Genomic DNA, 20,273 nt, shown 5'->3' on the forward strand with positions numbered 1-20,273 from the left:
GGCTCAGGACCCCGCCGGGTCGAGCTCCGCCGGGTGCACGGTGGTGCTCAGCAGCCGGCCGTGCGCGCCGAAGGTGAAGTGAGTCGGACGCCCGTCGCCGTCGAGTCCGAAGAGGACACCGTGGGAGCGCAGCGCCCGGGCGTCGCGGTGGTCGGCGATCGTCACCGACGCGCACGGGATGACCTTCTCCCGCCAGGTGAAGACGTGGATCCCGGGCCGCACCCGGTAGACGGTGTTCTCGTCGGTGTCGGCCAGCCCGCGTTCGGGCCCGGCCAGGCACTGCCACGTGTACCAGTGCGGGCTGAGGTAGACGTGCTCGTAGGCGTGCTGCTCGCTGTAGACCCACAGCACCCGCCGCCCGATCAGCGCCGTGCTCGGCGCCATCGCCTCTCCGCGGACCTCGACGCCGTCGATCGTCGCCGCCCGGAACTCCTGGGTGACCCGCGGGGTGCCCGTGTCGCCGATCCGGGTGGTGATCACGAGCGCGCGGCCGTCGCGTACGTCGAGGACCAGCGAAACGGCTTCGAGGGCGTCCGGAAGGGGCTGGACGTAGTACAAGCCGTCGTCGACGAGAAACGTTTCGCCGCCGTTCCCGGTGAAGACGACGGCGCCGTCGTCGTCACGCAGAACGAACTCACGGCCGTCCAGGTCGGTGGTCACGGGCGCCTTGTTCGCGTCGAAGCCCGGCGCGAGGCCGTCGAGGGGGAGCCAGGTCGAGGTGTCGGAGAGAGTGCTCACCCCGGTCAGTCTCACGCGTCGCCGCGCCGGGCGGAACCGCTCGTGCGGGGGCGGACAACAAGGCTGCGCTCGACGCCAACCACCGGGACGTGCCCGCGGTGAGGATGGGCGCATGCGAACCGAACTGGCCGGGAAGGCGGTGCTGGTGACCGGCGGCGCGTCGGGGATCGGGCTGGCGTGCGTGCAGGCGTTCCGCGAGGCGGGCGCGCGGGTCGGGGTGGTCGACCGGGTGCCGGGCGAGGGGGTGGCCGTCGCGGACGTCACCGACGAGCCCGCCCTGGTCGCGGCCGTCGACACCGTCGCGCGGCGGCTGGGCGGCCTCGACGTCGTCGTCGGGTGCGCCGGGATCTCCGGCCCGGTCGGCAAACCCCTCGCCGAGACGACCGCCGCCGAGGTCGCCGCGGTGCTCGCCGTCAACGTCACCGGGCAGTTCCTGCTGGTCAAACACGCGCTGCCACACCTGAAGGACGGCAGCGCGGTGGTGCTGCTCGGCAGCGACTCGGCGTTCACGGCCGCGCCTGGCATGGTGCCCTACTGCGCGTCGAAGGGTGCGGTCGTCGCCCTGACCCGGGCGCTCGCGGTCGAGATGCCGGTTGTGCGGGTGAACTGCGTCTGCCCGTCGGTCGTGGACACGCCGATGGCGCGCGCGGACCTCGGTGACGTGCTCGACGATCCGGCGTTCCCGGTCCAGGCGGCCGCCGACGTCGCCCGGCAGGTTCTGTTCCTAGCGTCCCCGGCTTCCCGGCCGGTCAACGGCCAAGCCCTGCTCGCCGACTTCGGGATGTCGGCCCGCTCCGCGTTTCCCGCCTAGGAAAGGATCCACAGTGGACACAGTTGTCGCCGTCACCGGCGGAGGCACCGGCATCGGCGCCGCGGTCGCCCGCCGCTACGCGAGCGAGGGCGCGCGCGTGGTGGTGCTCGGACGCCGTCGTGAGCCGCTCGAGAAGGTCGCCGCGGAGACCGGCGCGCACGTCATCACCTGCGACGCGAGTGTGCGGGACGACGCCGAGCGCGCGGTGACCGAGATCGTCGGCCGCTACGGACGGCTGGACGTCGTCGTGGCCAACGCGGGCGGTCACGGGTTCCACTCGGTCGCCGACACCGGCGACGACGAGTGGGAGCTCGCGCTGCGGTCGAACCTGTCGAGCGCGTTCGTGCTCTGCCGCGCCGCACTGCCGTCGCTGGTCGAGACCGGCGGGCAGGTCGTGGTGGTGTCGTCGCTGGCCGGGCTGTTCGCCGGGCCGAATGTCGCCGGCTACACCGTCGCGAAGCACGCGCTGATCGGCCTGACCCGTTCGATCGCCCGCGACTTCGGCCCGCGCGGCGTCCGCGCGAACGCCGTCTGCCCGGGCTGGGTCCGCACGCCGATGGCCGACGCCGAGATGGCCGAGTTCGCCGCCGCGGCCGGCTTCGATGGTGGCCACGACGAGGGGTACCGCCGGGTGACGGCCGAGGTCCCGCTGCGGCGCGCGGCCGAGCCGTCGGAGATCGCGTCGGTGGTGCGGTTCCTGGGCTCACCGGAGTCGTCGTACATCACGGGCGCGGTCCTGGTCGCCGACGGCGGCGCGCACGCGGTGGACCTGCCGACCCTGGCTTTCGAGCGCGCCGGGATGTGATGTCACCGGCCCAGGTAGGCGGCGTGGAGCGTGGCGGGGGCGTCCAGCAGGGTCCGGGCGTCCCCCGCGTACGTGACCCGGCCGGAGGAGACCACCAAGGCGTCCTGGGCCACCCCCAGCGCGGCCTGCGTGAACTGCTCCACCAGCAGGATCGCCGTGCCCTCGGCCGCGAAGCGCGTCACCACGGGGAGCAGGCGGGTGAAGACCACCGGCGCGAGGCCCAGCGACATCTCGTCGATGAGCAGGAACGCCGGCCGCGCCGCGAAGGCCCGCGCCAGCACCACCATCTGCTGCTCGCCGCCCGACAGCAGCGCCGCGGGGGAGTCGCGGCGCTTGTCCAGCTCGGGGAACAGGTCCAGCACGGCCTCGAGCTGCGCCGACGTGCGCGCGGTCAGGCGGAGGTTTTCCAGGACCGTGAGCCCGGGGAACACCGCCCGGCCCTGCTCGATGTGCGCCAGCCCGAGCCGCGCCCGCGCCACCCGTGACTGCCGCGTGACGTCGACGCCGCCCACGTGGACGCGGCCGGCGGCGCACGGCACCACCCCCGACACCGCTTCGAGCAGGCTGGTCTTCCCGGCGCCGTTCGGCCCGACGAGCGCCGTGATGCGGCCGGGCTCGAGGGTGAACCCGACGTCGCGGATCACCGGGCCGGCGCCGCGCTTCACCGTCAGGCCCTCGACTCGCAACACGTTCACAGCAGCTCCGTTTCACCCATGTACGCCTTCAGGACGGCCGGGTCGGCCAGCACGTCCGCCTGCGGCCCGCTCGCCAGCACCTCGCCGAAGTCGAGCACCGTCAGCCGGTCGCACACCGACCGGACGAGGTCGAGGTCGTGCTCGATGAGCAGCACCGACACGCCGAACCGCGCCGGAACCTGACGCAGCCGCCGCCCGAACGCCACGTGCTCCTCGTGCGGCAACCCGGCCGCCGGTTCGTCGAGCAGCAGCACCCGGGGCCGCGCCAGCAGATGCCCGACGACCTCGACGAGCCGCCGCGCGCCGGCGTCCACCCGCGACAACGGCGTCCGCGGTGAAGGGCAGCCGAAGAACTCCAGCGCGTCGGCGACTTCGGTGCCCGGAAGCCGCCGGCGGGCGACGAACCGCACGTAGGCCCCGACGGTGAGGCCCGGCGGGACGCGGTCCTGCTGGAACGTCCGCCGCAGCCCCGCGCGGGCCCGCCGCGTGGGGGAGCCGGTCAGGGGACGGCCGTCGAGCGTCACGGTTCCGGTCGCCCTCGGCAGGAACCCGCTGATGACGTCGACCAAAGTGGACTTCCCGGCGCCGTTGGGCCCGATCACGCCCAGCACGCCGTGTTCCGGCACCGAGATGTCCACTTCGGACAGTGCCTTGACGTGTCCGAACGAGACGCTCAGGCCGCGGACTTCCAGCACCGGGCCGCCCAGCGGCAGCGGCTCGGCTTCGGCGACGTCGGTGAGCCCGAGGCCGGCCGGCCCGCGGGACCGGTGCCAGAGGTTCCGCCAGGCCGTGCCGAGGTTGCCGCGCCCGGTGAGCGCCTGGATCCCGAGCACACCGAAGATCACGAACCCCCAGTCCTGCGGCACACCCCAGCGTTTCAGCAGCTCCGGCACGGCGACCCAGAGCAGCGCGCCGAACACCGCCATGTCGATCAGGTGCGCGCCGGACATGATCGCCAACACGTACAGTGCGAGCGACTGGATCGAGGTGAAGCTCGCCGGGAACGCCAGGCCGACCTGGCCGGTGAGCAGCCCGCCGCTGATCCCGCCGAGCGCGGCGCTGACCGCGAACGCCGTCAGCTTCGACGTCCGGACGCCGGCGCCCACCGCGGCGGTGCCGCGTTCGGAGAAGGCGACCAGGTGCCAGCTGCTGCCCCAGCGGCCACGGCGCAGGAAGTGCACCACGAGCCCGCACGCGACGAGCACCAGCACCGCGAACAGGAAGTAGGACCGGTCGTCGGAGAACGCGTCCGGCCGTTCGACCGAGAGTCCCTCGGTGGCGCCCGGGAACTGGATCTGCACCAGCGTCAGGTCGGCCGCCGCGGCGAGCCCGAGCGTCACGACGGCGAGCGTGATGCCGCGCAGCCGCAGGGCGGGCAGCCCGACGAGCACCCCGGCCAGCGCCGCGGCCAGGCCGCCGAGCGGCAGCCACACGACGAACCCGCCCGGCACGCCCGCGACGTTGCATGCCGAGACGACGAACGCGCCGACCGCGGCGAAGGTCAGCTGGCACAGGGAGATCATCCCGGCGGTGCCGGTGACCACCCCGAGCCCGAGCAGGGCGATCGCCGCGACCACGGCGCTGACGCCGAGGTAGACGAAGTACCCCTCCAGCCCGACGCTCAGGGCGTAGCCCACGCCGATGGCGACGGCCGCGACGAGCAGCGGCAGCCCGAACCGCTCAGCGAGCCGCATCCCACACCTCCTTGCGCTGCGTCCACAGCAGCAGCGCCACGATGACCAGGAACGGGAGGAAGTACCGCAGCACCGACAGCCGGTCGGACTGGGCCACGGCGCCCTGGGCCATGCCCAGCACCAGGCCGCCCGCCACGGCCAGGTCGAGCCGCCGGAACCCGCCGAGCAGCGCCGCCGCGGCCGCCGGCACCACCAGCATCGCCAGCGACGTCGGGTCGTTCGACTGCGACGGCGCGACGATCGACACGGCGAGCGTCGCGATCACCCCGGTCGCCGTCCATACACCGACGGAGAGCGGCCGGGCGGGGATGCCCAGCAGCTCCGCCGTGGTCGGCCGCTCCGACAGCGCCCGCAGCCGGACGCCGAGCGTGGTGCGGGCCAGCACCGCGCGGCAGCCGAGCGCCACGAGCACCGCGAGCGCCACCGTGACCACGGTGACCTGGCTGACGACCACCCCGCCGAGGGTGAACGCCGGCCCGGCCAGCAGCGGGTGGAACGGCTGCGGCTTGTTCCCGAAGAGGATGAACGCCAGCGAGATCAGCAGCAGGAGCACGGCGACGGTCACCGCCGACCGGGTCCCGGTGTCGGCCTCGGCGAGCCAGGTCGAGACGATCCAGCCGAGCACCGCGCTCAGCAGGCCGCCCAGCACGATCCCGGCGAGCGTCGCCAGCCACTCGGGAAGTCCTAAGTGGACGGCGAGGAACACTGCGACGTAACAGCCGAACATCCCGGTGGCGGACTGCGCGAAGTTGACCACCCGCACCAGCCGCGACATGAGCGTCAGGCACACCGCGAGCACCGCGTAGAGGCCGCCGGCGGCCAGCCCGGCCAAAGCGCCCTGGAGCATGAGTGTCCTCCTAGGACCGGGGGATCCGGAGCCAGTCCTGCGCCGCCAGCTCCCACCGGTTGGTCCCGGAAGCCAGCTTGATCGGCCAGCCCGCGGTGTTGTCGTGGTGGGTCGGCGCGGGCCCGAAGACGTACGGCGTCCCGACCATCGGGTCGCTGACCGGTTTCATCTCGCGCAGCGCCTTGGTGACCGACTCGCGGGTGAGGTCACCCTTGATGCCGCGCACGACGTCGAGGAAGTACTTCGCCGCGAGGTACCCGCCTTGGCTGAACGACGTCAGCGGGATCTTGTTCTTCGTCATCAGGTCGCGCCAGTCCTTCGTCTGCGGGCTGCCGGCGTCGGTGAAGGGGTAGAACTCGGCCGGGACGTACACACCCGCGCCGGCGTTCGAGATCGCCTTCGCGTAGTTCTCGCTGTAGACGCTGGTCAGCAGCAGCCACGTGACGTCGGTCCAGCCCTGCGCCTGCGCGGCCTTGAGCTGGCCGATCGAGTCCGGCTCGACCGGGTTGACCGTGATCGCCTTGCAGCCGGCCGACCGCGCCTTGACGACGTAGGAGGTGTAGTCCGAGCCGCCGTAGGGGACGGTCGAGTCGACGTACTTCAGCTTCTTGCCGGTGATCTTCGTCCACTCGTCGATCGCCGCCTGGTACGCCGGGAGCGTGTTGCCCGCGATCTCCAGCAGCGCGCAGATGTCGGTCAGCTTCAGCACTTCCGAGCCGTAGAGCAGGGTGAGCGTCATGTCGTGGAAGGGGCCGACGTTGACCGGCGCGATGTTCGGGCTGGCGAAGCAGGCCGGGTCGACGCCGATGCCCTGCACCGAAAGGATCTTCTGCTGCTCGTAGTACTTCGAGTTGATCTCGCACTCGATGAGGCTCGACGACCCGACGAGCGCGACGGCGTCGTCGCCACCGACCACCTCGCGGGCGGCGGCCGCGGCCGCCGCCGGATCACCCTTGTCGTCGATCGCCTTGTACTCGATCTTCCGGCCGTTGACCCCGCCGGCGGCGTTGGCCGCGTCGAACACGGCTTTCGCCGCCTGCGAGGCCTCGGGGAAGGTGGCGGCGCCGCTCAGCGCGTTCACCGATCCGACGACGATCGGGCCGCCGCCGCCCGCGCCGGACCCGGCGCAGCCCGCGGCGAGCAGGGAGGCGGCCACCAGGACGGGAAGGATCTTTCTCATGAGTTCTCCCGGGCCGCGGCCACGACGGGCGCGGAGTCGACGATCTGCTCGAACGAGAGGACTTCGCCGCCGTCGAAGCGCCACAGGTGCGCGACGCGGGCGGTGAAGGACTTTCCGGTGCCGCGGTGGGTCCCGGTGTAGGTGCCGACGCCGACGACCGTCTCGCCGGCGTCGAGGAGGTCGGCGAGGGTGAAGCGGTAGCCGTCCCAGTCGCGCCCGATCGCTTCGAAGACGTGCTCACGGACTTCTTCGGGGCCGGTGTAGGTGCCCGCGTACGGGAATCCGGCGGCCTCCGTCCACTGTGTCTTCGGGCCGAGCGGGGCGAGCATGCCCGGCAGGTCGCCGCGGTCGCTGGCGGCGTAATGCGCGCGGATGACGTCCAGGTTGGACACTTGCGGCTCCTTCAGACGGGCTGGGCGTCGGGGTAGCCGACCGAGCCGAGCGGGTAGACGTGGCCTCCGGCGCGGGAGTGCTCGGACCGGCCGTCGCCGGTCAGGCCGAGGAAGACGCCGGTGGTGCGCAGGGCGTAACCGAGGTCGTGCAGCCACACGCTCGCCACGGCGATCCGGAACTCCCGGAAGCAGAAGAGGTAGAGGCCGTCGGCGAACTTCCACACGGTCGAGAGGTCCATGTCGCCGTGGCCGCGCTGCACGCCTTCGAGGCACTGCCAGGCGTAGCGCTCCGACGAGACGTAGACGTGCTCGTAGAGGTGGTCGGGGCTGTAGCGGTAGAGGTTGCGCTTCCCGATGAGGTCACGGGAGGGCCCCGGCACGTCCCCGGTGGGCGGCCCGCCGTCGGTGACCCCCGCGGAGAACCGTTGGGAGACCCGGGGAACCACGTCTTCGGCGCCGATCACGGACCGGACGGCGAGCGCGCGATGCGTCGCCGTCGAATACACGACGGTCAGCGCTTCGCCTTCGACGCTGGTGAGCGGCAGGTTCACGAAGAAGACGTCGTCGCGCACGGCGACCGCGTCGTACGGGTCTTCGACACCGTTGTGGACAACGGTTTCCGCGTCTTTGAAGCTCAGTGCGAGAACTTCACCGTCGTCGAGGGTGATCGTGACGTCGCGACCGGAGAGGTCGGCGTTCGGCAGGCGGTAGGTGGCGATCCCGGCGGCGAACTCGTCGTAGGTGCGCCAGCCGTCGGTGGGGGCTTCGGGCATGGGCCCATCGTCGGGTCGGCCCGCCCGCCCGGCGAGCGGTCACGCGCCCGCGGACAACAACCCGTCGCGCACGGTCAACTCGCGCCGCAGCTCGCTCGGCGCGCGGCCGAACGCCGTCTTGAACACCCGGCTGAAGTGCGCGGCGTCGACGAACCCCCAGCGCGCCGCGATGGCCGCGACCGGGCGGCTCGCGTACACCGGGTCGAGCAGGTCGCGGCGGCAGTGCTCGAGCCGCCGGGTGCGGATCCAGCCGGACACGGTGGTGCCCTGCTCCTGGAACAGCCCGTGCAGGTGCCGCGTGGAGATGAAGTGCTCGGCCGCGATCCGCGCCGGGGTGAGGTCGGCGGAGTGCAGGTTCGTGTCGATGTGCGCGCGGATCCGGCGCATCAGCTCGTGGTGCGGATCCGCTTGGGCGTGCGCGAGGTCGAGCTCGGTCGCGACGAGCGTGGAGAGCAGGTCGACGGCGCTGTGCGCGAGCCGCGCGCCCGCCGGGCCGGCCAGCTGCTCGAGGTTGCCGCCGAGCTGGGCGAGGAACGGCACGACGACGTTGCCGACGCCTTCCTTGCCGGACATCCGCACCGCCGTCAGCCGGCCGACGAGCTCGGCGGGCAGGTCGATCAGCCGCTGCGGGAACATCACCACGAGTGTGCGGAAGTCCTCTTCGAACACCAGCGAGTACGGCCGGTGCGTGTCGTAGAGGGCGACGTCGCCGGGGCGCAGCACGGCCTGGCGGTCGTCCTGCACCAGCAGCCCGGTGCCGGCGAGGATCAGGCTCAGCTTGTAGAACCGCCGTTCGCCGCGCGCGATCAGCTCGGGCGTGCGCTCGACGACGTGGGGCGCCGCGGTGACCTCGGAGACCTGCACCTCGTCGGCGCGGGCCGAGCGGATCCGGCCGCGGAACGTGTCGCCACCCGCGGTGACGCGCAGGGGGACGAACGACTGCGAAACCGCGGTGCGGAACTCGGTGAAGTCGCGGGCGATGAGGGTCGTGGGGGCGGACACGGGGTCACCTCGCAGCGTCGAGAGGGGAGCAGTGTCATATACGATAAGCGATACGATCTTCGCCGACAATGCTCCGGGCGCCCCGACGTAGGATCCCTCGCGGGGGGAGGGTGATGGACGCGTTCGGGACACGGTTGCGCCGGCTGCGGCGCGCGGCCGGGCTGACCCAGGAGGCACTGGCCGAAAAGGCGGGGCTCAGCGCGCAGGCCGTCGGCGCGCTCGAACGCGGCGACCGCCGGTTCCCGCACCGCGAAACGCTCGACCGGCTCGCCGGCGCGCTCGACCTCGCCGACGACGACCGGGCCGCCTTCACCGCCGCGGCCGCGCGGCCCGGAACCCCGGCGGGCACGGCCGTCGTCCCGCGGGAGCTGCCCGGCGGGGTGGCCGCGTTCACCGGCCGGGATGCCGAGCTCGAGCGGCTGCTCGGGTTCTTCGAGGCGCCCCGGCAAGGCGTGGTCGTCGCCATCGCGGGGATGGCCGGGATCGGCAAGACGGCGCTGGCGCTGGAAGCCGGGCACCGGCTCGCCCGGCGCTTCCCGGACGGATCGCTGCACCTGGACCTGCGCGGGCACGCCGCCGACCCGCCGGAGCCGCTCGACCTGCTCGACCGGCTGATCCGGGAGCTCGGCGGGGAACCGCCGACACCGTGGTCGCTCGAAGCCGCGTCCGCGCGCTTCCGCACCCTGCTCGCCGGGAAGCGGGTGCTCCTGGTCCTCGACAACGCCAGCGACGCCGGGCACGTCGCGCCGCTGCTGCCCGGGGCGGGCGGCTCGGCGGCGATCGTCACCAGCCGCGTCGCGCTGCCCGACCTGCCGCAGGCGCACCAGGTGCTGCTCGACGTGCTGCCCGAGCCGGACGCGCTGCGCCTGCTGGCCGCGGAGATCGGCGCGGACCGCGTCGCGGCCGAACCCACGGCGGCCCGGGCGGTGGCGCGGCTGTGCGGTCACCTCCCGCTGGCCCTGCACCTGGCCGGCGCGCGGCTGGCCACCCGGCCGCACTGGCCGGTCGCGCACCTCGCGCACCGGCTCGACGACGAACGCCGCCGGCTCGACGAAACGGGCGTCCGGGCCAGCTTCGGGCTGGCGTTCGGCGCGTTGGACCCGGTCGCCGCCCGCGCGTACCCGCTGCTGTCCCTGCTCGACGTCCCGGAGCTGTCGGTGGCGGTCGCGAGCCGGCTGCTCGACGCGCCGGAGCGGGAGACCGAGGAGCTGCTGGAGCGGCTCACCGACTGCCACCTCCTGACCACGCCCGCTCCCGGCTGGTACCGGCTGCACGACCTGCTGCGGCTGTACGCCCGCGAGCACGCGGCGCGGCTGCCCGCGGGCGAACGAGCCGCGGCGGTCACCCGGGTGGTGGAGCTGTGCGCGGCGATGGCGTGGCAGAGCATGGCGCTGGTCTCGGCGGCGTCGCACCGCCACGACTGGGCGGCGGGGCGGTGGACCGGCGCGGGTCCGATGTCGGCGTCGGCGGACGAGGTGTTCGGCTGGCTCGACCGGCACCAGGCGCACCTGGTCACGGTGGTGCGGCAGGCCGCGGCGACACCGGGAGTGCCGCCCGAGACGATCGCCGCCGTCGGGCTGGGCCTGTACGAGTACCACCGGGCGCGGGCGCGCTGGCGTGACGCGATCCAGGTCGACGAGGTGGCGTTACAGCTGGTCGACGGCGTCGACCCGGTGGCGGCCGCGACCCTGCGCAACGACCTCGGCGTCGCCGAAGCCGAGCTCGCCCACGGCGGTGAGGCGGCCGACTTCCGCCGTGCGCACGCCCACCTCCGGCGGAGCCTCGCGGACTGGGAGGCGATCGGCGACGAGCGCCAGCTCGCCGGCGCGCTCAACAACCTGTGTTTTGTGTTCGGCCTCGGCGACGACGTCGAGACGGCGATCGAGTTCGGCGAGCGGAGCCTGGCGCTGAACCGGTCGCTGGGCCAGGCGCACGTCGAGACGTTGAACCTGGTCAACCTCGCGGTGTTGTACGGCCGTCAGGGTGACCGAGGCCGTGAGCTGGCGTACTCCGCCGAAGCCGTCTCGGTCGGCGAGCACACCGGAGACGTAAGAGGGATGGCGTACGGCTGGATGCGCATCGGCATCGTGCACCGCGAAGAGGGGCAGTACGCCTCCGCCGTTTCGGAGCTGAACCGGAGTGTCGCACTCTGGCGCGAGGCCGGCGTCCGGCTGTACGAGGCGATGACGCTCGCCGAGCTGGGCCGCGCTCACCTCGGCGCGGGCGCCCGCGACCGGGCGCGGGAGGTGCTCACGGAAGCGCTGGAGATGCTGGGGGAGTACGGCGGTGAGGCGCACGTGACAGCGGTCCGGGCCGAGCTGGAAGCGTTGTGACGACGGCGGTCAAGTAGGGCCGGGGCCGGTGGGCGGCGTGGCAGCTGATCGTTCCGGCATGCGGCGCGCAGGTGAGGAGCACGGTGTCGCGGACCCGCTCGACGAAGACCAGGTGCGTCGACGGCTCGTCGGCCGCGGCGGGCGTGCCGGTGAGGACGGTCGCCGCGAGGAGCGCGGCCGGAAGCGTCATCCAGGCGGTGGTCACCGGTGCCTTCCTCGTCCGGGAGCTGCGGCCAGCCGATCTTCGCCCGGGTGAGGTGGGGCGCGACAGCGACAACCTTTACGAAGGACCTCTACAACCGTCGTCGCTCAGGCGACCGTGTCCTCGGCCAAGCTCCGCAGCAGCGCGGCAAGGCCGTCCCGTGCCCGGCCGAGGCGGTGCCACAAGTCGTGGTCCTCGCCGGTCGCCCTCGGGCCGAAGCCGCCGACGACGTCGAACGCGTCCGCCCGGACGCCGAGGTTCGCGCCGTAGACCGAGCCGTGGCCCTCTGTCGTGCGTGCGTGGTCCAGGACGTGGTCGTACTGCGAAAGCGCCCGGGCCGACGAGCTGAACGGCGCGGACAGCTCGGCCGTTCCCGCGACGACCACGCCGACCGCCGAGATCACCGGCGCCTCGGCACGTGCAGCAGGAACTGCTCGTCGGTGTGCTCGACCAGCGGCTCGAGCGCCGGGTGGGCGAGCAGCCGGGCGTGCGCGTCCCGGCTGTCGCGCGGCGCCTCGGGGGCCCACGGCAGCCAGTGCACCGCGAGCAGGTGCCCGCCCGGCCGCAGCAGATCGACCGGCCCCGCGGGAATCGCGGCGGGCACCGCTCCCATGTGGACGTCCACATGGGACAGATCGGCGACGGCGGCGCGCGTGCGCTCGGCCGCGGCGGGCACCGGGTCGAACGCGACCAGGTGGCCCGCCCGGTCCGCCAGCTCCCGGGTCAGCGCCCCGACGCCGCAGGCCGGCTCGACGACCTCGGCGTAGTGCTCGTCGGGCAGGCACGCCAGGACCATCGCGCGTTTGCGCCGCTCGTACCACTTCGTGCCCACCGACCACGGGTCCTCGGTGGCGGCGACAGCGACGCGAACCGGCTCACCGGCGCCGACGTGCGCGGCGGCTCGCGGAAGAACACCTCGGCGCCGCCGGAGAAGTGGGCCAGCACCTCCTCCGGCAGGATCGGCTCCTCACCGCGCGGGCCGGGGTTGAGCTGCGAGGTGAACGTCCGGATGGCCGCGGCCTTCGTGTCCCGCTCGGCTTCCGTGAGCCGCAGCGACCGCGCGCGGTCCCAGGGGATCGCCGGGTCGTCGGGACGCAGCCAGTGCCACAACCAGATCGGGTACGACCAGCACTGCGCGGGCACCGGCGCCGCCGCCCGCGCAGCGGCCTGGTGGTCGGGGTGCGGGGCGCCCGGCCCCGGCAGCAGGCATAGGTCGTGGCCAGCGGCGTGCTCACGCAGGACGGCCGTCAGCTCGTCCTCGTGCGCGGCCAGATCGGAGCCCGGGAGACCGGCCCACACCGGCTCGACCCCGGAAAGTCCTTGCGCCCGCAGGGAATCCCACAGCTCGCGCCGCTGTCGGAGGCGTCCATCCCGACGGCCTGCCAGGTGTCCGGGTGCCGCCGCACGCGCGGATCGGCCAGGTCCACCTCGACGAGCCGGTCGCCCGCCGCGACCAGGGCGCGTTCGAGCAGGGACAACCCGGAGCAGAACCGGACCGTGCCGGTCAGCACGTCGTCTTCCAGCGCCGCGCCGGTGCCACCGGACTTCGCCCAGACGCCGTAGAGCGCGCCGGGAACGGGGGAGCGGCCCGCTTCGGCGAGGCGGGCCAGCGTCAGGTCGCGCCGGCCGAACGCCGCCGGCGCGGCCCAGCGCTCCGCCGTCCGCTCGCCGGGCAGTGGCAGATCGAGCGTGCCCGCGGCGTGCGGCGAACGTGCTCACAAGATCGGCGAGTACCCCCGTTCGCGTGTGTTACGCGGGCGTGTGAACGGTTTCCGGGCCGGGCATTCTCGGGACATGACACGAACCCGCGCCTACCGCGACGGCGCGCTGCTGAAGGAAGACTTCCCCGTCGAGGAGGTTTCCGACTTCCTGGCCGAACCGGACACCGCGGTGTGGGTGGACCTCTGCGCACCGTCCGAAGCGGACCTGGCCCAGCTCGCCGAGGAGCTCGGCCTGCACCGGCTGGCCGTCGAAGACGCCGTCCAGGAGCACCAGCGGCCGAAGCTCGACCGCTACGACGGGCACGCCTTCCTGACCGCCTACGCCGTCGACTTCCGGGCGGAGAGCGGGCGCGTCACGACCCACGAGCTCGCCGCGTTCGTCACGCCGTGGGCGCTGGTCACGGTGCGCAAGGACGACGGGTTCGACATCGAGGCGGTCGTGCGCCGCTGGGACGACGGGACCGACCTGGCGAAGGCGGGCGTGCCGTTCCTCCTGCACGGCTTGCTGGACTACGTCGTCGACGGGCACGCCGAGTCCGTCCAGGCCCTCGACGAACAGGTCGAAGCCCTCGAAGACCTCGTCTTCGACGAGCGCCCGGACCAGTCCGAGCTGCAGCGCCGCTCGTTCCGGCTGCGCAAGAGCCTGACCGCGCTGCGCCGGGTCGTGCTGCCGATGCGCGAGGTGGTCAGCTCGCTGATGCGGCCGGACCTGCGGCTGGCCGACGAGCTGACCCGCCCGTACTTCGAGGACGTCCACGACCACGCGCAGCAGGCCGCGGAGCAGACCGAGGCGCTGCGGGAGCTGATCGCGACGGTCCGCGAGACCCAGCTCAACCTGCAGGGCAACCGGCTGAACCTGATCATGAAGAAGGTCACCGGGTGGGCCGCGGTGATCGCGGTGCCCACCGCGGTGACCGGTTTCTACGGCCAGAACGTGCCGTACCCGGGGAACGGGGCGATGAGCGGGTTCTGGACCTCGGCGATCCTCTTGGTGGTGCTGTCGGTGGGGCTGTACGCGCTCTTCAAGAAGAAGGACTGGCTATGACGCGGGCACCGGGGCGCCGCGTCGGATGAGCTCCCGGCCGCGCTCGTGGTCGTCGTCGGCCTCGTGGGTGAGGACGCCGACCGCCGCGCCGTCGCGTTCGTACCAGATCGTGAAACCGCCACCGTCGTGCGCGACCGGGCGGGCGCGGTCGAAGCCGTCACCCCAGGCCGCGTACTTGAGCACGCGGTCGCCGATCACCGACCAGAAGCCCGGCACCTCGTCCCACGACGCGTCCTGGCCGGCCGCGGTCCGGCCGGCCACCTCGCCCATCGCGAGGCCCTCACCCCAGTGCTCGACGGCCAGGGCGCGGCCGGCCGCCGGGTTGTGGGCGAAGGCGACGTCGCCGGCGGCGAGCACGCCGGGCGCGCTGGTGCGCAGGTGCTCGTCGGTGCGGATCCGGCCCTGCTCGATGGCCAGCCCGGCGGCCTCGGCCAGCGCGATCCGCGGCCGGACGCCGGTGGCGAGCACGACCAGTCCCGCGTCGAGGACCGGCACCAGGTCGGTCCGGACCCGGTAGCCGTCCTCGATCGACTGCAGCTTCGTGCCGCGCAGCACGCTCACCCCCTCGGACTTGAGCCACCGCAGGAGGAATTCGCCGGCCTCGTGGCCGAGGCGCCGCTCCTGCGGGACGTCGTCCGGGCACACGACCGTCACCTGGAGCCCGAGGCGGTTCAGGCTCACCGCGGCCTCACAGCCGATGAACCCCGCGCCCACGACGATCGCGCTCCGGACGCCGGATGCGGCCTCGCGCAGTTCGCGGGAGTCGGCGGCCGACCGCAGGATCCGCACGTCCGGGTGACCGGCGCCGGGCACGTCGGGCCGCGCGGGCTCGGCGCCCGTGGCGAGCACACACGTGGTGAACGGGTGCTCGACCCCGGCGGCCGTGCGGACGTGCCCGGTTCCCAGCTCGACCACCGGGTCGCCGACGCTGACGGTGACGTCGCTCCCGGCCAGGAAGTCCTTCTCCAGCAACGAGAGCTCGTCTTCGCCGCGCAGGAACTCCTTGGACAGCGGCGGGCGTTCGTAGGGCGGGTCGGCGTCGGCGGTGAGCAGGTGGACGGCTCCCGTGCCGCCCGCTTCCCGGTAGGCACGGGCGGCGGACACGCCGGCCGGCCCGCTGCCGACGACGACCAGGTTCTCGGCATCCATGCCCGGGGGTACCCGCTGGGCGCGCCGCGCACACCCGCGCCGCCGGCCCTCCACAGTGGAGTGTCCATAGTGGACATAGACGAGGGCCGGCGGCGCGCGCGTCAGCGGAGGTCGTACCGCCGTTCAGCCGAACGGGTCAGTATGGCCGGATGGCCTGGGAGGGAAGGAAAGACTCGCGAGCACCGCCTGGGAAACGTGCGTCGGCGCGGGTGCGGCTGGTTGCTCAACCGTTGCCGCTCAGCTTAGTACGGCTGCACTATGCTGAGCCATCCGGTGTGCACACCGGGGCGGCGCCGGGGCGCCGACAACCGAAGAAACGGGTGGGGCGATGGGTGGGGCGATGGTCGACGGCGGGCGCCCGGGTGCGGGCGCTTCGGGCGTGGGCGAGGCGGGGGAGCAGGAGCTGCGCCGGCTGCTGTCCGGCCTGACCGCGGTGCGCGACGGCGACTTCGGCATCCGGCTGCCCGGCGGCGCCGACGGTCTCCTCGGGGAGATCGCCACGGTGTTCAACGGCATGGCCGACCAGCTGTCGCTGTTCACCTCCGAGGTCACCCGCGTCGCGCGCGAGGTCGGCAGCGAGGGGCAGCTCGGCGGGCAGGCGAAGGTCCCCGGCGTGTCCGGCACGTGGAAGGACCTCACCGACTCGGTCAACGCCATGGCCGGCAACCTCACCACCCAGGTCCGCGACATCGCGCAGGTCGCGACGGCGGTCGCGAAGGGCGACCTGTCGCAGAAGATCGACGTCGACGCGCGTGGCGAGATCCTGGAGCTGAAGGACACCGTCAACACGATGGTGGACCAGCTGTCGTCGTTCGCGGACGAGGTCACCCGGGTGGCGCGCGAGGTCGGCAGCGAAGGCCGCCTCGGCGGCCAGGCCCAGGTGCCCGGCGTCGGCGGCGTGTGGCGCGACCTCACCGACTCGGTGAACTTCATGGCCGGGAACCTCACCGACCAGGTCCGCAACGTCGCCCAGGTGACCACGGCGGTGGCGAAGGGCGACCTCTCGCAGAAGATCACCGTCGACGCCCGGGGTGAGATCCTCGAGCTGAAGAGCACGATCAACACGATGGTGGACCAGCTGTCGTCGTTCGCCGACGAGGTCACGAGAGTGGCGCGCGAGGTCGGCACCGAAGGACGGCTCGGCGGCCAGGCCGACGTCAAGGGCGTCTCGGGCACCTGGCGCGACCTCACCGACTCGGTGAACTTCATGGCGGGCAACCTGACCGACCAGGTCCGCAACATCGCCCAGGTCGCCACCGCGGTCGCGAAGGGCGACCTGTCGCAGAAGATCAACGTGACGGCCCGCGGCGAAGTCCTGGAGCTCAAGGACACGCTGAACACGATGGTGGATCAGCTGTCCGCGTTCGCGGACGAGGTCACCCGGGTGGCGCGTGAGGTCGGCACCGAGGGCCGGCTGGGCGGGCAGGCCGACGTCAAGGGTGTCTCCGGCACCTGGAAGGACCTCACCGAGTCGGTCAACGTCATGGCCGACAACCTCACCGCGCAGGTCCGCTCGATCGCCCAGGTCACCACCGCCGTCGCGCGCGGTGACCTGTCGCAGAAGATCCGGGTCGACGCGCGCGGCGAGATCCTCGAGCTGAAGGACACCATCAACACGATGGTGGATCAGCTGTCCGCGTTCGCGGACGAGGTCACCCGGGTGGCGCGCGAGGTTGGCACCGAGGGCAACCTGGGCGGCCAGGCGACCGTCCGCGGCGTGTCCGGGACCTGGAAGAACCTCACCGACAACGTCAACGTGATGGCGTCCAACCTGACCGGCCAGGTCCGCTCGATCGCCCAGGTCGCCACGGCCGTCGCGCGTGGCGACCTGTCCGGCAAGATCACCGTCGAGGCCAAGGGTGAGGTCGCCGCGCCATCAACACGATGGTGGACACGCTGTCCGCGTTCGCGGACGAGGTCACCCGGGTGGCGCGCGAGGTCGGCACCGAAGGCATGCTCGGCGGCCAGGCCCGCGTGCCGAACGTCGCGGGGACCTGGAAGGACCTCACCGACAACGTCAACTCGATGGCGAACAACCTCACCGGGCAGGTCCGCAACATCGCCCAGGTGACCACCGCCGTCGCCCAGGGCGACCTGACGAAGAAGATCGACGTCGACGCCCGCGGCGAGATCCTCGAGCTCAAGACCACGATCAACACGATGGTCGACCAGCTCTCGGCGTTCGCCGCGGAGGTCACGCGCGTGGCGCGCGAGGTCGGCAGCGAAGGCCGCCTCGGCGGCCAGGCCGAGGTCGAAGGTGTGTCCGGCACGTGGAAGAGGCTCACCGAGAACGTCAACGAGCTGGCCGGGAACCTCACCCGGCAGGTCCGCGCGATCGCCGAGGTCACCAGCGCCGTGGCCGAGGGCGACCTGACCCGCTCGATCACCGTCGACGCCTCCGGTGAGGTTGCCGAGCTGAAGGACAACATCAACTCGATGGTCGAGTCGCTGCGCGAAACCACGCGGGCGAACCAGGAGCAGGACTGGCTCAAGTCCAACCTGGCCACGATCACCGGGCTGATGCAGGGCCGCCGCGACCTCGCCGTCGTCGCGGCCGCGGTGATGGACGAGCTCGTCCCGCTGGTCAACGCCCAGTTCGGCGCGTTCTACCTCGCCGACGACACCGCCGAGGTCCCCGAGCTGCGGCTCGTCGGCGCGTACGGCCACCCGGAATCCGGCGCTGTCGGCGACGGCCCCGCGATCCGGTTCCGGGTCGGCCAGTCGCTGGTCGGGCAGGCCGCGCGCAGCCGCCGCCCGATCGCCGTCGACGACGTCCCGCCCGGCTACGCCACGATCTCCTCCGCGCTCGGCAGCACCGCGCCGGCCAGCCTGATCGTGCTGCCGATCGTCGTCGAGGACCAGGTGCTCGGGGTGCTCGAGCTGGCGTCGGTGCACGGCTTCACCGCGGTGCACCGGGCGTTCCTCGAACTGCTGATGGAGCAGATCGGCGTCAACGTCAACAGTATCGTCGCCAACGCCCGCACCGACGAGCTGCTCGGCGAGTCGCAGCGGCTCACCGCCGAGCTGCAGACGCGGTCCGAGGAGCTGCAGGCGCGCCAGGAGGAGCTCCAGTCGTCCAACGCCGAGCTGGAGGAGAAGGCGGCGCTGCTCGTCACGCAGAACCGCGACATCGAGACGAAGAACCTCGAGATCGAGCAGGCGCGCCAGGAGCTGGAGGCGCGCGCCCAGCAGCTGACGATCGCGTCGAAGTACAAGTCGGAGTTCCTGGCCAACATGAGCCACGAGCTGCGCACCCCGCTCAACAGCCTGCTCATCCTCGCCCAGCTGCTCGCGCAGAACCCCACCCGCAACCTCACGGCCAAGCAGGTCGAGTACGCGGGCATCATCCACTCGGCGGGCTCGGACCTGCTGCAGCTGATCAACGACATCCTCGACCTGTCGAAGGTCGAGGCCGGGAAGATGGACGTCACCCCGGAGCAGGTGCCGCTGCGCGGGCTGCTGGACTACGTCGAGGCGACGTTCCGGCCGATGACCTCGCAGCGCACCCTCGACTTCCGGATCACCGTGGCCCCCGGCTCGCCGTCCGAGCTGCTCACCGACGACTCGCGGCTGCGGCAGGTGCTGCGCAACCTGCTGTCCAACGCGGTCAAGTTCACCGAGGTCGGCGGGATCGAGCTGCACATCGAGCCGGTCGAGCCCGAACGGCTGCCGCGGCCGCTGCGCGCGCACGGCCCGGCCGTCGCGTTCCGGGTGATCGACACCGGCATCGGCATCGCCGAGCACCAGCTGGAGTCGATCTTCGGCGCGTTCCAGCAGGCCGACGGCACCACCAGCCGCAAGTACGGCGGCACCGGGCTCGGCCTGTCGATCAGCCGCGAGATCGCCCAGCTGCTCGGCGGGTTCATCACCGCCGAAAGCACGCCCGGCGAAGGCAGCACGTTCACGTTCTCGCTGCCGGTGGCGCGCCCGGACTTCGCCGCGCTGCCGGCGGGGGAGCACCCCGGCAAGGCCGTCTCGATCGGCGACGCGGGCACCGGGCTCGCGACGTCGGCGCCGCGGGCCCACCGGCGGCTGCTGGTCGTCGAGGAGCGCCAGCACGGCCTGCTGACGCTCGTCGCCGAGAGCGCCGCCGCGGACCTGGCCGACAGCCGGGACATCGGCATCTCTCCAGCCGACGTCGAGGTCGTCACGGCGGTCGGGACGCAGGAAGCCGCGGCCGCGCTCGCCACCGACGCCTACCACTGCGTCGTGCTGGACCTGGACCTGCCGGAGCGGGCCGCGTTCGGCTTCCTCGACGCGATGCAGGGGGACGCCGCGCTGCGGCTGGTGCCGGTCCTCGCGCACAACAGCCGCCGCCTGGACGGTGAGCTGGAGCAGCTGGTGCAGTCCCGCGCGGACGTCCAGTCGCTGGAGGTGCTGTCCGGGCTGGACGAGCTGCGCGAGCGGATCGCGCTGCACCTGTCGGCCGAGGAGCCGGGCGCGGTGCTGCCGCTGGTCCGCCCGGACGAGCCCGCCGCGCCGGTGCTGGCGGCCGACGTCGACACGACGCTGGCCGGGCGCACGGTGCTGATCGTCGACGACGACCCGCGCAACGTCTACGCGCTCACCGGGATCCTGGAGCTGCACGGGATGCAGGTGCTGCACGCCGAGGACGGCCGCAAGGGGGTCGAGACGGTGGCGTCGCACCCCGGCATCGACCTGATCCTGATGGACGTGATGATGCCGGAGATGGACGGCTACACCGCGACCGCCAAGATCCGCGCGATGCCGCGGCACGCGGCGATCCCGATCGTCGCGGTGACGGCGAAGGCGATGCCGGGCGACCGGGAGAAGAGCCTCGCCTCGGGCGCCACGGACTACGTGACCAAGCCGGTCGACGCGGACGACCTGATCGCCCGCATCAAGCGGCACGTGACGGCGTGATC

At 72.8% G+C, this 20,273-nt stretch carries 17 protein-coding genes and 1 pseudogene; 5 read left to right on the forward strand and 13 right to left on the reverse strand.

Annotation, left to right across the window (positions count from 1 at the left end):
* Positions 1 to 3: 3 nt before the first annotated feature.
* The gene (locus ACZ63E_RS34775) at positions 4 to 738 is read right to left on the reverse strand and encodes a MoaF C-terminal domain-containing protein (protein WP_465340464.1); all 735 of its coding nucleotides are present in this window, start codon (positions 736 to 738) and stop codon (positions 4 to 6) included.
* A gap of 112 nt (positions 739 to 850) precedes the next feature.
* Here ACZ63E_RS34775 and ACZ63E_RS34780 point away from each other — a divergent pair, with 112 nt between their 5' ends.
* Both ACZ63E_RS34780 and ACZ63E_RS34785 read left to right on the forward strand, forming a co-directional pair.
* On the forward strand, positions 851 to 1,549 hold the full coding sequence (locus ACZ63E_RS34780) for an SDR family NAD(P)-dependent oxidoreductase (RefSeq protein WP_465340465.1): 699 nt from the start codon (positions 851 to 853) through the stop codon (positions 1,547 to 1,549).
* Positions 1,550 to 1,562: 13 nt separating this feature from the next.
* Positions 1,563 to 2,354, forward strand: a complete 792-nt coding sequence (locus tag ACZ63E_RS34785) for an SDR family NAD(P)-dependent oxidoreductase (protein ID WP_465340466.1) — start codon at positions 1,563 to 1,565, stop codon at positions 2,352 to 2,354.
* A 2-nt stretch (positions 2,355 to 2,356) separates the two neighbouring features.
* Here ACZ63E_RS34785 and ACZ63E_RS34790 read toward each other — a convergent pair whose 3' ends face one another.
* Genes ACZ63E_RS34790 through ACZ63E_RS34820 form a run of 7 tightly spaced genes read right to left on the reverse strand, consistent with a single transcriptional unit; the run spans position 2,357 to position 8,937 of the window.
* Positions 2,357 to 3,049 (reverse strand): ABC transporter ATP-binding protein, encoded by a 693-nt coding sequence (locus ACZ63E_RS34790; RefSeq protein WP_465340467.1) that lies wholly within the window; start codon positions 3,047 to 3,049, stop codon positions 2,357 to 2,359.
* Positions 3,046 to 4,743, reverse strand: coding sequence for a branched-chain amino acid ABC transporter ATP-binding protein/permease (locus ACZ63E_RS34795; RefSeq protein ID WP_465340469.1), 1,698 nt, complete (start codon positions 4,741 to 4,743; stop codon positions 3,046 to 3,048). The genes ACZ63E_RS34790 and ACZ63E_RS34795 overlap by 4 nt, the downstream gene beginning before the upstream one ends.
* On the reverse strand, positions 4,730 to 5,590 hold the full coding sequence (locus ACZ63E_RS34800) for a branched-chain amino acid ABC transporter permease (protein ID WP_465340470.1): 861 nt from the start codon (positions 5,588 to 5,590) through the stop codon (positions 4,730 to 4,732). Before ACZ63E_RS34800 ends, ACZ63E_RS34795 begins: the two co-directional genes overlap by 14 nt.
* A 10-nt stretch (positions 5,591 to 5,600) precedes the next feature.
* Entirely contained in the window at positions 5,601 to 6,770 is a 1,170-nt protein-coding gene (locus ACZ63E_RS34805) for an ABC transporter substrate-binding protein (RefSeq protein ID WP_465340471.1), read from the reverse strand.
* Positions 6,767 to 7,162 carry a nuclear transport factor 2 family protein gene (locus ACZ63E_RS34810; RefSeq protein WP_465304533.1) on the reverse strand — a complete coding sequence of 132 codons (396 nt, stop codon included), beginning with the start codon at positions 7,160 to 7,162 and terminating at the stop codon, positions 6,767 to 6,769. Before ACZ63E_RS34810 ends, ACZ63E_RS34805 begins: the two co-directional genes overlap by 4 nt.
* A gap of 11 nt (positions 7,163 to 7,173) precedes the next feature.
* Entirely contained in the window at positions 7,174 to 7,935 is a 762-nt protein-coding gene (locus ACZ63E_RS34815; RefSeq protein ID WP_465340472.1) for a MoaF C-terminal domain-containing protein, read from the reverse strand.
* 39 nt (positions 7,936 to 7,974) lie between these two features.
* The gene (locus ACZ63E_RS34820; RefSeq protein WP_465340473.1) at positions 7,975 to 8,937 is read right to left on the reverse strand and encodes an AraC-like ligand-binding domain-containing protein; all 963 of its coding nucleotides are present in this window, start codon (positions 8,935 to 8,937) and stop codon (positions 7,975 to 7,977) included.
* 113 nt (positions 8,938 to 9,050) lie between these two features.
* Between ACZ63E_RS34820 and ACZ63E_RS34825 the strand changes: the two genes are divergently transcribed.
* Positions 9,051 to 11,270, forward strand: coding sequence for an ATP-binding protein (locus tag ACZ63E_RS34825; RefSeq protein ID WP_465340475.1), 2,220 nt, complete (start codon positions 9,051 to 9,053; stop codon positions 11,268 to 11,270).
* Positions 11,271 to 11,579: 309 nt separating this feature from the next.
* On the opposite strand, the gene ACZ63E_RS34830 is transcribed toward ACZ63E_RS34825, so the two are convergent.
* From ACZ63E_RS34830 to ACZ63E_RS34845, 4 genes are read right to left on the reverse strand one after another with little or no spacing between them, the layout of a single operon-like run.
* Positions 11,580 to 11,876 (reverse strand): hypothetical protein, encoded by a 297-nt coding sequence (locus ACZ63E_RS34830; protein WP_465340476.1) that lies wholly within the window; start codon positions 11,874 to 11,876, stop codon positions 11,580 to 11,582.
* Positions 11,873 to 12,268, reverse strand: a complete 396-nt coding sequence (locus tag ACZ63E_RS34835; protein WP_465340477.1) for a class I SAM-dependent methyltransferase — start codon at positions 12,266 to 12,268, stop codon at positions 11,873 to 11,875. The genes ACZ63E_RS34830 and ACZ63E_RS34835 overlap by 4 nt, the downstream gene beginning before the upstream one ends.
* Entirely contained in the window at positions 12,196 to 12,771 is a 576-nt protein-coding gene (locus ACZ63E_RS34840) for a hypothetical protein (RefSeq protein WP_465340478.1), read from the reverse strand. The genes ACZ63E_RS34835 and ACZ63E_RS34840 overlap by 73 nt, the downstream gene beginning before the upstream one ends.
* Positions 12,720 to 12,983, reverse strand: a complete 264-nt coding sequence (locus ACZ63E_RS34845; protein WP_465340479.1) for a hypothetical protein — start codon at positions 12,981 to 12,983, stop codon at positions 12,720 to 12,722. Before ACZ63E_RS34845 ends, ACZ63E_RS34840 begins: the two co-directional genes overlap by 52 nt.
* Positions 12,984 to 13,266: 283 nt before the next feature.
* Here ACZ63E_RS34845 and ACZ63E_RS34850 point away from each other — a divergent pair, with 283 nt between their 5' ends.
* Positions 13,267 to 14,238 (forward strand): magnesium transporter CorA family protein, encoded by a 972-nt coding sequence (locus tag ACZ63E_RS34850; protein WP_465340480.1) that lies wholly within the window; start codon positions 13,267 to 13,269, stop codon positions 14,236 to 14,238.
* Here the strand turns inward: ACZ63E_RS34850 and ACZ63E_RS34855 are convergent.
* A complete protein-coding gene (locus tag ACZ63E_RS34855) occupies positions 14,233 to 15,387 on the reverse strand; it encodes an NAD(P)/FAD-dependent oxidoreductase (RefSeq protein WP_465340481.1) in 1,155 nt (384 codons plus the stop codon). The genes ACZ63E_RS34850 and ACZ63E_RS34855 overlap by 6 nt on opposite strands.
* A 340-nt stretch (positions 15,388 to 15,727) precedes the next feature.
* Between ACZ63E_RS34855 and ACZ63E_RS34860 the strand changes: the two are divergent.
* Positions 15,728 to 20,271: pseudogene (locus tag ACZ63E_RS34860) on the forward strand (HAMP domain-containing protein).
* Positions 20,272 to 20,273: the final 2 nt, after the last annotated feature.

The sequence above is a fragment of the Amycolatopsis sp. NPDC104819 genome (assembly GCF_055583145.1).

What these genes read in the sequence shown, in the direction of transcription:
- ACZ63E_RS34800 (WP_465340470.1), bottom strand. Translation starts at nt 5,590, where the DNA reads ATGCTCCAGGGCGCTTTGGCCGGGCTGGCCGCCGGCGGCCTCTACGCG.
- ACZ63E_RS34805 (WP_465340471.1), bottom strand. Translation starts at nt 6,770, where the DNA reads ATGAGAAAGATCCTTCCCGTCCTGGTGGCCGCCTCCCTGCTCGCCGCG.
- ACZ63E_RS34780 (WP_465340465.1), top strand. Translation starts at nt 851, where the DNA reads ATGCGAACCGAACTGGCCGGGAAGGCGGTGCTGGTGACCGGCGGCGCG.
- ACZ63E_RS34825 (WP_465340475.1), top strand. Translation starts at nt 9,051, where the DNA reads ATGGACGCGTTCGGGACACGGTTGCGCCGGCTGCGGCGCGCGGCCGGG.
- ACZ63E_RS34835 (WP_465340477.1), bottom strand. Translation starts at nt 12,268, where the DNA reads ATGGTCCTGGCGTGCCTGCCCGACGAGCACTACGCCGAGGTCGTCGAG.
- ACZ63E_RS34815 (WP_465340472.1), bottom strand. Translation starts at nt 7,935, where the DNA reads ATGCCCGAAGCCCCCACCGACGGCTGGCGCACCTACGACGAGTTCGCC.
- ACZ63E_RS34850 (WP_465340480.1), top strand. Translation starts at nt 13,267, where the DNA reads ATGACACGAACCCGCGCCTACCGCGACGGCGCGCTGCTGAAGGAAGAC.
- ACZ63E_RS34795 (WP_465340469.1), bottom strand. Translation starts at nt 4,743, where the DNA reads ATGCGGCTCGCTGAGCGGTTCGGGCTGCCGCTGCTCGTCGCGGCCGTC.
- ACZ63E_RS34855 (WP_465340481.1), bottom strand. Translation starts at nt 15,387, where the DNA reads ATGGATGCCGAGAACCTGGTCGTCGTCGGCAGCGGGCCGGCCGGCGTG.